Source organism: Rhodospirillum sp. A1_3_36 (assembly GCF_047263945.1).
In the GTDB taxonomy this organism is placed as follows: Bacteria; Pseudomonadota; Alphaproteobacteria; order Rhodospirillales; family Rhodospirillaceae; genus Rhodospirillum.
Genome location: NZ_JBLAVB010000013.1, coordinates 62,596 through 78,665 on the forward strand (window position 1 = coordinate 62,596; position 16,070 = coordinate 78,665).

Here is a 16,070-nt window from a genome sequence, read left to right on the forward strand (position 1 = left end):
AGTATTCCGAGATCAAGTTGGGTCGTTTCGCGATCACGGTACACGACAGTGTCTCGTGTTTTTTGGGCGATTGCCCAAGCCCATTTGGGGGCCAATGCCCCCAAACTCACCGCTCCTTGGCATTAATCCTTAAATGCACGATGGCAGGCCTTGCAGGACTTGTTGAGAGCCTCGAATGATGACTCGGCCTTGGACTGCTCGGCGGAAAAGGCGGCCAGGGCCAGGGCCTTGGTTTGAGTATCCTTGGCCAGCTTCTCGAACCGGGGCCATTCATCCCAAATTTCTTGCAAGGCGTCGGACTCCAAGTCGAACGACCCTTCGGGAAACAGCTTGGTTGTCGCCTCACCGGAATGGGCTGCGATGGTTTCCGCCGCCTTTTTCACTTCGGCCGCATCGTAGGTCATCACACCCTTCACCATGGGACCCGCGATTTTCATGGCCGTCTTCATGGCCTTCATGCTCTCTATCCGCTCTTTGACCACCCCTGTTGCCTCCGCATGGGCGGGAACACTGGAGACACTCAGGAGGATCGGACCTCCAACGAAGACAAGGGCAGCGACAGACGCAAGGGTCAGGGCACGCATAAAGGGGATCTCCGTTTTTGGGGATGAAATTGGAGCCGTCAGGGATGAAACCATTCGATGCATGTGGAATACGAGGCAAATGGGACGAAAAGGAGGCAAACTAAGGCAAATCCACAGGCGCGACCACGCTTTCCTGTACCTACAGGTCAAAAACCTGCCCGGTTTCCACCCATCCTAGAAAGCCATCTGCCTTGCAGTCTGGTTTAAAACCGGACTGGTAGTGGTAAAGCCACATACGTCCCCGCACCTCATGGGGCAGGGTCAACAGGTCCAAGTAGTGGGTATGGGCTGCCGAGCGACGACCGGTGGTCTCGCAATCATGGAAGATCACATCCGCCCAATCGTAATGCGCCTGTAGATTGGCGGGATCGAACCGGGAATCACTGGTGAAATAGGCCTTCAGCCGGGGACCGGAAATCCTCAGACCGAAAGACGTCATGGTCGATCCGTCATCAGACCGCAAATGTTCCGTGGGCGCCAGATCCAACTTTATCCCCCGCCAGGAGAAGGACCGCCCGGGCTCCAGGGTCTCCACATCGAAAAAATCCGACAGGTTGCCCAGACCATGGTCGAGCACTTCCATCCCCCCCTTCAGGCAATTGTCCCACAGGGGCCTCTCCAGGCAACTGGGGATGAACAGACGGGGACGCGCCAACGTTGGGTCAAAGTAGGTTGTAAAGCCCAACCACTCCAATCCCCCCACATGGTCCCCATGCAGGTGGCTAACAAAAACCCCCTCCACATCCCCTTGACTAAGGCCCTGGACAGCCAGGGAGCGACGCGCGTCGCTTCCGCAATCGATGAGTAAACGGGCCAGCCCCCCCTCGACCATGTCATCGGGCACTTCAAGAAGCATATTGCTTTGAAAACAGCCGGGCTCGGTCACAAAGGCCGCCCCCGCACCAAGAAATCTAAAAGACGCCACCCCGGCCCTTCCCCCTCGCACGCATTGCTTTTCGTCAGACTGTCCGCATATGGGCCGTCCCGTTCAAACCACAACCGGTCACGCACCAATCATACCATAGATGGGGTCCAAGAAATCGCTATACGGACCGGTCAACCCAAATTCCGGACTGCCGCAGGGCTTCTCGGTCTTCCTCCAGATCAAGCATCCGCTCGGATCGCTTCACGGCCATCCTGGCCAGCTCGGCAGCGGGTGCCCGAAATCGCCCATCACCGGCCAGGGCAATGGCTTCCAGGGATTTCAGTGTCCGCCGCTGAACCTCCACCAGCCCAGCGCCATCCCGTCCCAAGGGCAGGAAAATATCCTCCAACAAATCCCGGGGAGAAAGGGGCGCAAACCGCAGCCGGTCATAGAGGATAGGTGCCTCTTCCTGACGGCTGATCTCCTCCGCCCATTCGGACAGCAGACGCACGCTCCGCCCCAGGATATCGAAGGCGGTTCCCGGATCATTCACGCCCGGCGAAAGGGCCCGGGAAGCGATTTCCGCAAGCACGGCCAGTCCGAACCGGGGATCCTGGGCGTAGGACCGTTCCGCTCCGGTGGTGATGGCCTTGCGGACCCCCGCGATCAAGGCCCCGTCCTTCCCATCCCCGTTCCCTTCAACCAAAAGCAGAGGGCGCCCCGCATGGACATGGCACCCAGGCGTGGCCACCACCCAAAAAATCAGGCCCCTGGTCTTCGCCAACCCTGCCAGTCCGACCATGTCGATATACCGGACATACCCTGGACGTTCAGCGTAGATGGGTTTGGCATGAGAGGGCGGAGTTTCGCTGCCAAAGGGTTTGGCTCCCAAAGAGGGGCTCGTCGCCCGATCCGTCAAGGCCGCTGCGATCACATCCTCCAAACGACTGGCCGAATGTTCCAGTCGCCCCAGCCGGGAGAGGTGATCGATCCAGCGCAAAAGAGTCAAAACCACCAGGATGATCACAATGACGGTCACCAGGAACAGAATGGCCCGCCCCCGGTCCCCATGAATGCCCGTTTCCAGGACAATCAACCCCGCAAGCGCGAAAAGAAAGGACCCGACAAAAGCGCTCAAGGCGTTTTGTGTACTCGGATCCTCCAACATCAACTTGGCCGCCCGCGGAGTCACATTGGCAACCGCCGCAGTCTGGGCAGAGACCATCGCCCCCATGGAAAAAGCGGTGACAGACAGCATGCTGGTCGCAAGAATTTCCAGGATCCGCTGGGTCGCCCCGGTATCGACACCGTCCAGGATCCCCAAAGGAATCAGCCCGTCGGCGAAGGGAACGGCCAAAACGGCCACAAGCGCCAAACCAGAGAACAGGAAGGCGCGCGCCCAGAGCTCGCCCGACAAACGCAGGTAGATCCATCGCCATTTTGAAATCATCGGAACAGGCTCCTGACAGCCCCCATCGGGCCTAAATCAAACCACCTTTCACGGTACAGGACAGTGTCTTATATCTTTTGGGCGATTGCCCAAGCCCATTTGAGGGCCAATGCCCCCAAACCCCCATTTTTCTTTTACACATAAGAGCCTGGTGTCTGGGGCCTTTCGGCCAGTAACTGCCCGGGGTCTGGGGCCTTTCGGCCCCAGTGGGGGACGGGGCAAAGCCCCGTGACAGGAAAACATCCCCTATCGTGTACCGTGACCACCATTAATCGATTCCAACTTAAGGCCGATGATGTGATCTAAAATCTTATACCTGGAGTATCGCGCGAAGCGGAAGACCGGTTCCCCCTTTTCCTCTGGATACTCTAAGGGATCATCGCTCCCCGTAGTCTGTCACGCACCCTTATACCAAGCGGCGCGGGTTGAAACCCACGCCGCTTTTCTTGCGTTCAAACGCCAGGCGGGCTTTTACGCGCCATAAGGCGCGACGGCCACTTGGCCGCTTCCAAGGTGCGGTGAGGCAAACTCACCGCACCTTGGTATTAGGCGGCGATTGTTTCGATCGCCTGCTGGACACGCCAAGTGGCCGTTTCCAAACTGTTGTGCCGCTGGGCCCGCCAGGCCGCCTCTCGCCCCATGGCATGGCGCAAACCGGGATTGAGCAACAAGAAGGCCACGGCTTCGGCCATGGCATCATAGTCCCGGGCCGGGGTGATCAATCCCGTCTTCTCGTCATGAATGACCGTCGCCGCACCGGACCGCCCGGCAACCACCGGCAATCCGGCCGCCTGCGCTTCCAGCAAGGCCATCCCGAATGACTCATTTAGGGCGGGCCAAACCATCAGGTCGCAGGCCGCATACAGGGGGGGCATGAGCATGGCGTCCAGCTCCCCCAAGAACAGGGGAGAAAGGGGAGCCAACGCCTCTTCCACCACCGGTCGGGCCGCGCCATCCCCGGCGACAATCAACTGGAAGGAGCGCCCTGGCACGTGACGCAGGGCTCGGGCCAACAGGCGATAGGAGGTTTCCTTATGCCCTGGCCGCATCATGGCGACGGTCAACAACCAGGGGCGGGCGGGATCCAAGCCATGGGCCTCTGCCATGGCCACGCGCACGGCGTCGGCGTCCACCCGGGAGAAAAGCGCCGTGTCCAGGAAGGGCTCCAGAACCTGGACTTTCCCTGGTGCCCCGGCGGCCTTGATCACGGTTTCCACATCTCCTCCGTTGAGTTGCAGAACCCGGTCTGCCCGGCGCAGACAGTCGGCCATGCGGCGCGCGCCCAGAGTCCAGGGGCCACCGTCCTGGAACGGATCATAGCCGGTCTGGGCGACCACATAGGGGATCTCCAGAGCATCGGCCACCACAGGACCAACCCAATCCGGAGCCCGATGGGAGGGCGCGCAGGTAAACCACAGACTGGGCCGCTCCTCCGGTGGTCTGGCCTGGTACCGTCGCAGGATCCTTTGGGCTTCCCAAGCCCCCAGGGCGGCCAGCCGCCCTTGCCTTTGGGTGTCCCCCGCCCGGTCCAGGGAGCGAAAATGGGAGGCCAACTCCACCGGATACTCCGCCCGGTCGAGAATGTTCATCAGAAGGCGCGCCAGCAGTCTGTCACCGGAGGGAACGGAATCGTCTGGAGCCTTTTGCGGTGCGTAAAAAGCGATGGTCATGGGTTCGGGCCCCCCACATGCCGAATATAGGCCGAATATAGACGGTCATGATGGCCATGTGCGCCACCGCGGCGCAATAGGTTTCACCAAACGGATTCGAAGCCGGGACGAAGAGAAGGTTTTTGACCGTGGAAGCGGACTCGCAGGCAAGTGGTACCGGTTTTCCAGGCCATAATGCACTCCAGGTATTGAAACATGATCAAACGGGATCCCCCCGACGTGACCCCGTTTGATCGCAACGGAATTCAATCGACTATGATATCCAAGCCCCTTGATGGATCCCCCTGGGCTCGCTTGCCGAACTGGGATGCCGGAGCCATAGTGCATGGGTGTTTTGTCATATGTTTTATTAAGGGCCTGGGTAGATATGTGTGGAATTACGGGATATTGGGCGAGACGGGGAGACGGCCTGGACAAAGCCGCCATGACCACACGGGTCCTCGCCATGGCCGAAGCCATTGATCATCGCGGTCCCGATGGGGCCGGAGGATGGGCCGATCCGGCAGGGGGCGTGGCTTTGGGTCACCGACGCCTGTCCATCATCGATCTGTCGACCAATGGCGACCAGCCCATGGTCTCCCGGAGTGGCCGCTTCGCTCTGGTCTATAATGGCGAGATCTACAACGCCGCCGAAATCCGAACAGACCTGGAATCCCAGGGGGGGCTCAGCTTCCGGGGCCATTCGGACACGGAAGTGCTGCTGGAAGCCTGCGCCCTCTGGGGCGTGGCTGCGACCCTGCCCAAACTGATCGGCATGTTCGCCTTCGCCCTTTGGGACGGAGAGGAACGGCGCCTCACCCTGGCCCGGGACCGGTTGGGCATCAAACCCCTCTATTGGGGAGAGTTCGACGGAACCCTCTTGTTCGGCTCCCAACCCAAGGCCCTGTTCCCCCACCCCAATTGGCAGGGCACCATTGACCGAGACGCCCTGGCCGCCATGCTGCGCCTGTCCTGCGTCCCCTCCCCCCGATCCATATACAAGGGGTTGGAGCAGGTCACGCCGGGGACCTTCGTCATGATCGGTCAGGACGGGACCCGACACCGGAAAGCCTTCTGGTCCCTGGAAGAGGTCGCCGCCCAAGGCATCGCCGCGCGCGCCACCCCCCTGTCCGATGCCGAGGCAACCGACCGGCTGGAGGCCCTGCTGACCGATGCGGTGGAACGGCGCCTGATTTCCGACGTGCCGCTCGGCGCCTTCCTCTCTGGTGGGGTGGACAGCTCCACCGTGGTGGCATTGATGGGCAAGCTGGCCAAGGGCGCGGTCAAAACCTTCTCCATCGGTTTCGACGAACCGGGTTGGGACGAAAGCACCCATGCCCAAGCCGTAGCCACCCATCTGGGCACGGACCACCAGGCCCTCACCGTCTCTTGGGCCGATGCCCGGGCGCTGATCCCCGACCTTCCCCATTGGTACGACGAACCCTTTGCCGATGCCTCCCAGATCCCAACGGTCCTGGTCAGCCGCCTGGCCCGGGGAGAGGTCACCGTCAGCCTGTCCGGCGATGGCGGAGACGAGCTGTTCGCGGGCTATAACCGCCATTTCCTCGGACAGCGGCTCTGGTCCCTGTCAAGCCGGATCCCGGATCCCCTGCGTCGGCTCGCTGCGGCGGGCTTGTCGGCCCCGCCTCCGGCCCTGTGGGATGCCCTCGCCCAGATGCTTCCGCCGGGCAAACGCCCCCCGCAACCCGCCGACAAGGCCGCCAAGGTGGCCCGGCTGTTGAGGGCCCAAACGCCGGAAGCCCTGTACCGGGATCTTGTGGGGGCCCTGCCCGCCTCTGAGGTTCCGATGAGCGGCGCATCAAGCAAGGCGGAGGAGCGGTGGTACTCCGCACGGGCCGAGAGTGTGAATGGCTTCGTCGATCGTATGCGCCTGCTCGATGCCCTGGGATACCTGCCCGACGATATCCTGACCAAGGTCGACCGAGCCTCCATGGCCGTTGGGCTGGAGGCCCGTGTGCCCATCCTTGATCACAGGGTGGTGGAATTCGCCTGGAGCCTGCCCGAGCACCAATTGATGCGCGAGGGCCAGGGCAAATGGCTACTCCGTCAGGTCCTCTATCGCCATGTCCCCAAGCCCCTGATCGAGCGCCCGAAGATGGGTTTTGGCGTGCCCGTTGGCGCTTGGCTGCGGGGCTCCCTGAAGGATTGGGCGGAGGACCTGCTCGATCCCACGGAGATGACAACCCAAGGACTCATCGACCCCGCGCCCCTTCGCGCTTGGTGGGCGGACCACCTGAGCGGACGCCGGGATTTAAGCGACCGCCTCTGGCCGGTCCTCATGGCGCTTTCTTGGCATCGGCACTGGCAGGAGAAGGGGGTGTTTCGGGGGATATAGGGCGGTTGCGGTTTGCCCATACAGGGACGTCTTTTCAGATACGGGGCTTTGCCCCGTCCCCCACTGGGGCCGAAAGGCCCCAGACCCCAGGCCCTAAAAACACGAGACACTGTCGTATATCGTGGCCGCACTACTCCCGCAAAACCACTGACCGTAGGATCGATTGCATTACAGGCCAGGGGTCTCCCTTACCGCAGAGCGCTCCGCGCAAATAGGCGTCCCAGGTGCCCGCAGGCGCCGCCTTGCCAACACGCAGGGGGGCAAAAAAGGCCACACAGGATCGGCTTGCCCCCCGGGCCTCCATCACATAGGTATCGCCGAAGGGCAATTGGTGGCGACCGGTGACGATGGCGTCCGGCGCAATCCCCGCCGCCGCCGCCAGGGCATCCCGGTACAGAGACAGGGTCAGAGCCGCAGGATCCGTGTCCTCGGCCATCGACCAGTCCTTGGCATAACGCCCGTAGAGCACAGCGCCGCCATCAAGCAGATGGGCGAACAAATAGCGTGCAACCAGGGCCTTGTAGCGGCGGCCCCGGTCCAAATCCGGCGGCACTGCGATCAACAGGCGGGTTTTGTCCTCGCCGATCACTTGCATGGGATCGGGGGGGCCGGTCAACCAGGGCTCGGAGGGAAGGGGGGCAATGGCCCTTGGGGGGCTGGCACAGGACGCCAGCAGCACCAAACAGAAAAACCCAACCAGGACACGCATCGACCTTACCCCTCTCAGACGGAGGTCACTGCGCCTCCCCTCACCCTTACGCCTAGCGGGCTTTTTACGCGCCATAAGGCGCGGCGGCCACTTGGCCGCTTCCAAGGTGCGGTGAACCGCACCTTGGTATTACACCAAATAATCACCCATATAGGTGTGGATGCTACTATCCATGCTATCGTTGAAATCATCCATCAATTGTTCGACCAAGGTGAACCAGGCGGTTTCCCGGTCGTTGACGCTGGCATCCTCGGGCAGGGTGATATAGCGCCAAACCTTTGCCGTGGCCTGGGCCAATGTCACCCGGGAATCCGGGTCCACCAACTCCACCGTGGCCTCCAGGTTGGCGTCGTAGCGTTCCGCCTGTTCGGTCCTGAAGGCCCCTTCCAAACCCTTCTGGACACCCAGAGTTTTCTCCGTCACGGCCGCATCATGGATGGTCATGAGAATGGTATAGGGCGTCTCGCCCGAGGCCTGGAGTCGGTCGAAAGCCCATTGCCGGGCCGCCCGAGCCGGGGACAAGGGCATTTCCTGTTCGACATTGGGCGCCCGCATGGGGGGATCGTAGGATTCGATCACATCCACCCGTCCAGCCTGCATCCGCAAGGGGGGGAGATGCCCATAGCTCAATTCGGAGAATCGGGGGCGGGCCTGAGGATTGGCACAGCCTCCGGTCACCAGGGTCAGCCCACCCATTGTGGCGATCCCCAGGGACAGGCTCAGAAACGAACGGCGAGACGGGCGGGCGTGAAGGAAGCGCATGGGAAACCCCATTGAAGGTCTTTGATGACGAGATGCAAGGCGGATCCAGCCAGGGCCCAAGCCTTCAGGTCTCGTCGGAGCCGGGAGATCCCGCAGTTTGACCATCCAGATCCTCAAGCGTCAAAGCATATGTTGCTTTGCAAAATTCGCACGTCACGTCGATCGAACCGGCCTTGCTCAGCTCCTCAACTTCCTCGCGCGGGAATGTGGCGAGAGTACGGATTACCTTCTCCCGCGAGCAGCGACAGCCGAAGAAAACGGGGCGGTAGGGGGAAACGCGCACCTGCTCCTGGTGGAAAGGACGGCGCAGCAGGTCCTCCGGGGTCAGGGCCGGATTGACCAATTCCTCGGTGGTCAGGCTGTCCATCAGAATGACCGCCGTGTTCCAGTGCTCGTCCCAGTCCTCGCCATTCTTGCCCCCGGCCTCAGGCGGCATGCGCTGCAGGACCATGGCCGTCGCCCCCCAAGCCACATCGGCGAGGGATCCCTCCGGCGGCGGCATCACCGCCACTTTCACCAGTGTCGGCAACTGCTCGGACTGTTCGAAATAGCTTTGGACACATTCTGACAATCGGTCCCCCTCCAGGGCAACGATGCCTTGATAGCGGTCCGTATTTCGTCCCTGGTCGACGGTGAAAGTCAAATGGCCGGTCCCCAATAGCTCAGGCACGGGGCGCACCACCGGCCCCTTTGGCAGAGCCTCCTCCCGGTACCGGGCAACGCCGCGCACCATTCCAGCGCTGGTGATATCGGCCACCAAGGCATGGACGGGACCATCCCCCCTGGCCTGAAGGGTAAAGACCCCTTCATATTTCAAGCCAGAGGCGAGCACCATGCCCAACAGCACGATTTCGCCCACCAATTCAGCGACAACCGGTGGGTAATTATGGGGGCCAACCGCATCGGCCACAACACGCCCGGCCCGCGCCAAACGCCCTCGGAACACGCCCGAAGCCAGATGGAACGGCAGGATGAGATTGTCCGAAGGACCACTCATGAAGAACATCCCGCGATATATGGGGAAAAGAAAACATCAAAGGAAAGACCGGAGACCGTCTCTTTCCCGTCCTCCAATCCCTCGTTACTTAGAGTGAAACGGGATCAGCTTGACTCAAGCTGGCCCCGTTTCACTCTCATTCTATAAGCTTTAGAGTATCTTCGAGGCCAAGTTTGGTCGCGAAGCGACCCAACTTGATCTCGGAATACTCTAGGTCGCGTTTAGCCCAGGCACCAAGCCAGAACGCCCTTCTGGGCATGCAGACGGTTTTCCGCCTCGTCCCAGACCACGGACTGAGGTCCGTCAATCACCTCTGCAGTCACTTCCTCTCCGCGGTGAGCGGGCAGACAGTGCATGAACAGAGCCTCGGGTTTGGCCTGGGCCATCAGGTCGGCCGTCACCCGGTAGGGCTGCAGAGCCGCCTTGCGGGAAGTATCCTCGCAGCCCATGGACAACCACGTATCGGTGACCACGCAATCGGCTCCTTCGACCGCCGCCACCGGGTCTGCGGTGACGGTGACCGAAGCCCCCTGCGCCCGCGCCCAATCCACAACCCCGGCCGGAGGCTCCAGGCTGGGCGGACAGGCCAGACGGATGGCGAACTCGAACTGAGCGGCCGCCTTAACCCAGGAGGCCGCGACGTTGTTCCCGTCCCCGGACCAAGCAATCGTCTTGCCCTTGATGGCACCGCGATGTTCTTCGAAGGTCATCACGTCGGCCATGAGCTGGCAGGGGTGAGCACTGTCTGTCAGGCCATTGATCACCGGCACGCTGGCATGGCTGGCCAATTCCTCCAGCTTCGTCGGGTCCCCCGTCCGCAGCATGATGACATCCACGTAACGGGACAGCACCCGGGCCGTATCGGCGATGGTCTCACCCCGGCCCAACTGGGTATCGTCGGGCATCAGCGTCATGACGTTGCCACCCAATTGGCGCATACCGACCTCGAAGGAGACCCGGGTGCGGGTCGAGGGTTTTTCGAAGATCAAGGCCAGAACTTTGCCCGCCAAAGGCTGGGTGGTCCCGCCGTGGGAGCGCTCGCGTTTGAACGCCTTGCCTTGCTCCAGAATGGCCCGCAACTCGTCCCGGCTGAAACCACCAAGATCCAGAAAATGCTTCGGCTTCGATGTTGCCAGCATTGTTATCCCTCTTCCTTCTCGATCCGCGCGCAGGCCGCTTCGATGGCCACCTCTGCCGCATCAATTTCGGCCTTGCCGATGATGAGCGGAGGCAACACCCGAACCACATTGCCGCCGGCCGGAACCGCCAACATCCCCTCTGCACGCATGGCGTCCAGCACCTGGGTATTGGGCGCGACGCAAACCAAGCCGATCATCAGCCCCTTGCCCCGAAGCCCCTTAAGCACCCTCGGGTGCCGGGCCACCAAGCCCTCCAGGCGCGCCCACAGATCCTGCGCTGCGGATTGGACGCCCTCCATAAATCCATCGGCCAACATGACGTCAAGCACGGCGTTGCCCACGGCCATGGCCAGGGGGTTGCCGCCAAAGGTGGTGCCATGGGTCCCCGGTGTCAGGGCCTGGGCCACCTCCTCCCGGGCAAGGAATGCGGCCATGGGGAACCCCCCGCCGATGCCCTTTGCGACCGCCATGACGTCAGGCTCGGCGCCCTCTTCCCACTGATGGGCAAAGAGCTTGCCGGTCCGGCCCACGCCGGTCTGGATCTCATCCATGATCAGCACCAGACCGAACTCGTCGGCCATCTGGCGCAGCCCCCGCAGGTACCCCTCCGGTGGGGGATTGATACCTCCCTCGCCCTGGATCGGCTCCACCAGAATTGCCGCCGTCTCCTCCGTCACGGCAACCCGGGCCTCGTTCAGGTTGCCAAAGGCCACCCGGTCGAAGCCCTCGGGCATGGGACCAAAGCCCTGCCGGTACTTCTCCGACCCGCCCGCAGCCAGGGTGGCCAGGGTCCGGCCATGGAAGGCCTCCGTCGCCACGATCACCCGATTCTTCTGGGGCTGACCCTTGACCACCTGTTGGTAGCGGCGGGCGAGCTTCAAGCTGCCCTCCATGGCCTCGGCCCCGGAGTTACAAAAGAAAACCGAATCGGCGAAGCTGTTGTCCACCAACCGCTGGGCCAGCTTATGCTGTCCTGGGATTTCATAGAGGTTCGAACAATGCCAAAGCTTGCCCGCCTGGTCTTGCAGGGCTTCCACCAGATGGGGATGGGCATGGCCAAGCGCCGTTACTGCGATACCACAGCCGAAGTCCAGATATCGTCGTCCGTCATTGGCGAGGAGCCAAGCACCCTCGCCCCGCTCGAACGAAATGTTCACGCGGGCATAGGTAGGCATGACGGCCGGGATAGTCATTGCTTCGTGTTGCGTCCTTGATCGCTTGTCAACGGGGACCGCCTCCCTTTGGGGAATGGCGTTTGGCTTCGGACCAAAAAAACGAGGGGCGGCAAACATGCCGCCCGTCGAATCCGAAGGAAGCGAGGTTTATTGCGCCTTTTGGCGAGGATGTCAACGCATGGCGGCGCCCTCAGGCACCTCCCCTTTTCCCAGGATGCGCGCAGACTTAGCGAAATGGGTCGTCCTTCTCCAAATAGTCCTGGACGTAGCGGCGCACCCCCTCTTCCAGGGGAGTGGACTGACCCGGATAGCCCGCAGCCCGCAGCTTGGCCATATTCGCCTGGGTGAAATACTGGTATTTGTCTCGAATCGCCTCGGGCATCTCGCGGTAGGCAATCATGGGCTCCATGCCCAGCGCCCCATAGACGGCGCTTGCCAAGTCGGCAAAGCTCCGCGCCCGACCACTGCCCAGGTTAAACAGGCCGCTGACATCGGGGGCGTCGAGCAGCCAGAGGATCACATCCACCACATCCCCAACCCAGACGAAATCCCGCAGTTGACCACCGTCGGCGTAATCCGGATGGTGGGATTTGAACAGCGAGAAGGCCTCGCCACGCTTGGCCACGGGATGGATTTGATTGACCACGCTGCTCTGTGGCCCCTTGTGGACTTCATTGGGACCATAGACGTTGAAGAACTTCAACCCCGCCCATTGGGGCGGCTGGGGGCCGTCGGCGTCCAATATGGCCCGGACCCGCCGGTCGAACAGGTGTTTGGACCAGCCATAGGCGTTCAAAGGGCGGAGCTTTGCCAAACCCCCGGCGGAAAAATCATCGTCAAACCCACCCGATCCATCGCCATAGGTGGCCGCACTGCTGGCATAGATGAAACGGGCCCGATTGCGGGAACACCACGTCCACAGGTCCATGGACAGTCGGAAATTGTTCGCCACAATCTTATCCACATCCGTTTCCGTCGTCGCGGAAATAGCACCCATGTGCAGGATCGCCGACACGTCTCCCCGGTGATTCTCCAGGAAATCGGGCAAATCTTCGGGTCGGATAATATCGGCAAGGGATCGCTTCGCCACGTTCCGCCACTTCACCCCATCGCGCAGACGGTCGACCAGGATCAAGGGGCTCCCCCCCTGGTCTTCCAGGGCCGCAAGAAGATTGGAGCCGATGAACCCAGCGCCGCCAGTAACGATAATCATGGGGACCCTCCCAGGAGAGAAACAGCCCCGATCCGAACCCGCCGGGGGCGTGCGCGCCGCTTATACTCCCCAGGATGGATCCCGTCACCCCACCATGGTCAGCGACGCCTCAGCGCATGACTCGGGTTGCATCGCGAAGCGACGCACTCCATACTTGGAAAAGACATGCCGAAAATGAAGCGGCACCGATTTGTCATACCTGATTTGTCATATCTGACCATGGCTGGAGTAATGATCATGAGCGCCGGAAACCGGTTGATGGACGATCTGTCGCGCGTCGCCGGCGGTGCCCTGGGCGCCCTTGGGGGGCTGCGGGGCGAAGTGGAAGTGCTGGTGCGCCAGCGCATGGAACGCATGGTCGCTAGCATGGACCTTGTAACGCGCGAGGAATTCGACGCGGTCCAGGCCATGGCTGCGGAAGCCCGCGCCAAACAGGAAGACCTGGAACAGAAGGTCGCTGACCTGGAAGCCAAGCTGGCCGTTAAACCCGAGCCCAGCCGGGCCCGCAGGGCCACAGCGACCACCACAATCCGGTCCACGAAAAAGACCCCCGCCCCCACCAGCGCCACCGCTACCGCCCCTGGGGCGAAGGTCGAGGACAGCACTGGCGACACCGCCGATGAAACCAATGGGGAAACCACTGGGGAAACCAAAGAATAGGCGGCCATAGGACAGCCTCAAAACAACGACACAATCCACCGCGCGTCGCCTTCGCGACTGCGAAAAAACAAACGCGATAGCCCTTGCGCCCAGGCGCCCCCCTTGGCAAACTACTCTTGGTATGGAAAAGGACAGACGGACACAATATTTGTTTTCGAGATCCCATGGTTGGGTTCACCCGAAAAGTGCTTGTGATCCCAAACGGTTCCTCAGTTTTGGACAGCCGGTTTTTCTTTCTCCTTTTCCACCCCGTAGCCAGGCCCGGCGGACCGCGCCACCAACCGTGACGGAGGAATGGGCATGACCACGATGACGGCCTTGATTGACGAGGCCACCCCGAATCCCATCGACCTGATTGAAACCATCGCCGCTTACAAAGAATGGACATTCGAGCGTCGAAGTGACCGCGAAATGGCCGTCGAAGTCCCCGGCCATTGGTGCGACTATGGCCTGTTCTTCGCATGGTCGGAGGATCTGGACGCCCTGCATTTCTCTTGCGCCTTCGACATGCGGGCTCCCCGCGGTCGCCGGGGGGAGATCCTGGAACTGCTGGCCCTTCTGAACGAGCGCCTTTGGCTCGGACATTACGCCCTTTGGACGGAAACCGGCATTCCAATGTTCCGCCATACGGTCCTGCTGTCCGGTCAGGAGCTGTCCCGGGCGGGGGTGGAGGAACTTGTGGAGATCGCCGTGGGAGAATGCGAACGCTTCTACCCCGCCTTCCAATTCGCCATTTGGGGCGGAAAAAGTGCCCAGGAGGCCATTGATGCCGCCCTTCTTGAAACCGTCGGAGAGGCCTAGAGTCCATGACGCGTGAGTCCCTGGCGGGTACCCGCCTGCTTTTGATTGGCTGTGGCAAGATGGGCGGCGCCATGCTCGCCGGATGGCTGGATCGGGGCTTGGCCCCCGATTCGGTCTGGGTTGTCGACCCGGGCCAGTCCGCCCTGCCCGAAGGTGTTTCCCGTATTGAGCCAACCCATGCGCTGGCCCTGGATCCCGCACCCGATATCTGCGTCGTCGCCGTGAAGCCGCAAATGATGGCCGAAGCCCTGCCCCCCTATGCCGCTTTGGCGGCCAAAGGCACGGTCTTCCTGTCTGTTGCGGCCGGAAAGACCACCGAGGGCCTCAATCGCCTTTTGGGCGGCGCTGCAGCCGTGGTCCGAGCCATGCCCAACACCCCCGCCGCCATCGGCGCAGGCATGACCGTTCTCTTCGCCAACGACAAGGTTTCCGAAGGCCTCCGCACCACCTGCGAGACCCTGATGGCTGCCGTCGGACTGGTCGATTGGATCGAGGACGAAGACCTGATGGACGCGGTCACCGCCGTTTCCGGCAGCGGTCCGGCCTATGCCTTCCTGCTGGCCGAATGCCTCGCTGCAGCAGGTGAGGCGCAAGGCCTTCCCCCCGCCCTCGCCGCCCGCCTGGCCCGCCAGACCGTGTCCGGTGCCGGGGCTCTTATGGCAGCGGCGCCCGAAGATCCGGCGACCCTGAGACAGAACGTCACCAGCCCCAATGGCACCACTGCGGCGGCACTGGCGGTTCTGATGGACGACTCCGCCTTCCCCAGGGCTCTGCGAGACGCCGTCACCGCAGCGGCCAACCGGTCCAGAGACCTCGCCTCCTAGAGTGCAATGGGGCCAGCTTGAGTCAAGCTGGCCCCATTGCACTCTGATTCAATAAATTGAGCATCGAGTGGACCGGAAAACCGGTACCCACTTTTCCGCTCAATGCTCTAACGCCTCCTCCCACCGAAGGGCAACCCAAGCCATGACCAGCGAATCGGTGACCAGCGAAACAGTCTCGCCCCCCTTCGGGGCAACAGATGGGCCAGCCCTTGAGAATAGGGCAGCCGACCTCGCCTTGATCGTGGATAGCGCCCTCCGTCTGGCGGGAATCGCGGGTTGGACCGGGGGAACCCTGGCCCAAGTCGCCGAAGACCTGGATATGCCGCTGGCCCGGGTTCTGTCCCTGGCGCCAACCCGAACAGCTGTCCTGTCCGCCTGGGGCAAACAGGTCGATGCCCAAGTCCTGGAAGGCGGACTGGAAATGGACCCGGAGGAATCCGTCCGAGACCGACTTTTCGACCTGATCATGCGCCGCCTGGATGCCATTGCCCCCCATAAGGACGCCGTCGCAGCCCTTCCCCGGGCCTGCGCCGGAGACCCTCTGCTCGGACTGACGGCGGCCATGGACCTGTCCCACTCCATGGCCATGACCCTGGAAGCCGCCGGTGTCGGCGCGTCTGGCTTTGGTGGACTGCTGCGGGTTAAGGGATTATCGGCCCTGTTCCTCCATATCCTGCGGATTTGGCTGACCGATGACAGCCCCGACATGGCCAAGACCATGGCGGCTCTGGACAAGGCCCTCGACAGGGCGGAAAGTGCTGCCAATTCCCTGTTCTCCAGGAGAGGCAACGGAAGACGCGACTCGAAGTCACAGGATACCGCCACAGAGGCCTAAATCCCGACAGCCAACCATTCCAAATGGCTGATATTGCAGTGCAAAAAAACG

General features: G+C 61.9%; 15 protein-coding genes. 5 read left to right on the top strand and 10 right to left on the bottom strand.

Features of this window, described 5'->3' with window-relative positions; genetic code table 11:
* Nucleotides 1–122: 122 nt before the first annotated feature.
* The 4 genes from ACLIRY_RS20640 to ACLIRY_RS20655 form a co-directional block, all read right to left on the bottom strand.
* Nucleotides 123–584 (bottom strand): c-type cytochrome, encoded by a 462-nt coding sequence (locus tag ACLIRY_RS20640; protein ID WP_413207319.1) that lies wholly within the window; start codon nt 582–584, stop codon nt 123–125.
* A gap of 139 nt (nt 585–723) precedes the next feature.
* Complete coding sequence (locus tag ACLIRY_RS20645) at nt 724–1,440, bottom strand: MBL fold metallo-hydrolase (RefSeq protein ID WP_413207320.1); 717 nt, start codon at nt 1,438–1,440, stop codon at nt 724–726.
* A gap of 187 nt (nt 1,441–1,627) precedes the next feature.
* A complete protein-coding gene (locus ACLIRY_RS20650; RefSeq protein WP_413207321.1) occupies nt 1,628–2,899 on the bottom strand; it encodes a DUF2254 domain-containing protein in 1,272 nt (423 codons plus the stop codon).
* 545 nt (nt 2,900–3,444) lie between these two features.
* Nucleotides 3,445–4,569, bottom strand: a complete 1,125-nt coding sequence (locus tag ACLIRY_RS20655) for a glycosyltransferase family 4 protein (RefSeq protein ID WP_413207322.1) — start codon at nt 4,567–4,569, stop codon at nt 3,445–3,447.
* Nucleotides 4,570–4,936: 367 nt separating this feature from the next.
* On the opposite strand from ACLIRY_RS20655, the gene asnB reads away from it, so the two are divergent.
* Nucleotides 4,937–6,904: an asparagine synthase (glutamine-hydrolyzing) gene (gene asnB, locus ACLIRY_RS20660; protein WP_413207323.1), complete on the top strand. Its 1,968-nt coding sequence runs from the start codon at nt 4,937–4,939 to the stop codon at nt 6,902–6,904.
* Between the two features lie 130 nt (nt 6,905–7,034).
* Here asnB and ACLIRY_RS20665 read toward each other — a convergent pair whose 3' ends face one another.
* From ACLIRY_RS20665 to rfaD, 6 genes are all read right to left on the bottom strand, one after another.
* Complete coding sequence (locus ACLIRY_RS20665; RefSeq protein ID WP_413207324.1) at nt 7,035–7,613, bottom strand: hypothetical protein; 579 nt, start codon at nt 7,611–7,613, stop codon at nt 7,035–7,037.
* A 129-nt stretch (nt 7,614–7,742) separates the two neighbouring features.
* The gene (locus ACLIRY_RS20670) at nt 7,743–8,375 is read right to left on the bottom strand and encodes a hypothetical protein (RefSeq protein WP_413207325.1); all 633 of its coding nucleotides are present in this window, start codon (nt 8,373–8,375) and stop codon (nt 7,743–7,745) included.
* Between the two features lie 64 nt (nt 8,376–8,439).
* Nucleotides 8,440–9,372, bottom strand: a complete 933-nt coding sequence (locus tag ACLIRY_RS20675; protein ID WP_413207326.1) for an Hsp33 family molecular chaperone HslO — start codon at nt 9,370–9,372, stop codon at nt 8,440–8,442.
* Nucleotides 9,373–9,593: 221 nt separating this feature from the next.
* Nucleotides 9,594–10,511, bottom strand: a complete 918-nt coding sequence (argF, locus tag ACLIRY_RS20680) for an ornithine carbamoyltransferase (protein ID WP_413207327.1) — start codon at nt 10,509–10,511, stop codon at nt 9,594–9,596.
* Nucleotides 10,512–10,513: 2 nt separating this feature from the next.
* Nucleotides 10,514–11,704 carry an aspartate aminotransferase family protein gene (locus ACLIRY_RS20685; RefSeq protein ID WP_413207328.1) on the bottom strand — a complete coding sequence of 397 codons (1,191 nt, stop codon included), beginning with the start codon at nt 11,702–11,704 and terminating at the stop codon, nt 10,514–10,516.
* A 208-nt stretch (nt 11,705–11,912) separates the two neighbouring features.
* Entirely contained in the window at nt 11,913–12,899 is a 987-nt protein-coding gene (gene rfaD, locus ACLIRY_RS20690; protein WP_413207329.1) for an ADP-glyceromanno-heptose 6-epimerase, read from the bottom strand.
* A gap of 237 nt (nt 12,900–13,136) precedes the next feature.
* Here rfaD and ACLIRY_RS20695 point away from each other — a divergent pair, with 237 nt between their 5' ends.
* The 4 genes from ACLIRY_RS20695 to ACLIRY_RS20710 all read left to right on the top strand — a co-directional run bounded on the left by ACLIRY_RS20695 (nt 13,137) and on the right by ACLIRY_RS20710 (nt 16,019).
* Nucleotides 13,137–13,559: an accessory factor UbiK family protein gene (locus ACLIRY_RS20695; RefSeq protein ID WP_413207330.1), complete on the top strand. Its 423-nt coding sequence runs from the start codon at nt 13,137–13,139 to the stop codon at nt 13,557–13,559.
* Between the two features lie 300 nt (nt 13,560–13,859).
* Complete coding sequence (locus ACLIRY_RS20700) at nt 13,860–14,360, top strand: YbjN domain-containing protein (protein ID WP_413207331.1); 501 nt, start codon at nt 13,860–13,862, stop codon at nt 14,358–14,360.
* Between the two features lie 5 nt (nt 14,361–14,365).
* Nucleotides 14,366–15,184, top strand: coding sequence for a pyrroline-5-carboxylate reductase (gene proC / locus ACLIRY_RS20705; RefSeq protein WP_413207332.1), 819 nt, complete (start codon nt 14,366–14,368; stop codon nt 15,182–15,184).
* A gap of 142 nt (nt 15,185–15,326) precedes the next feature.
* Nucleotides 15,327–16,019, top strand: coding sequence for a hypothetical protein (locus ACLIRY_RS20710; protein WP_413207333.1), 693 nt, complete (start codon nt 15,327–15,329; stop codon nt 16,017–16,019).
* Nucleotides 16,020–16,070 lie beyond the last annotated feature (51 nt).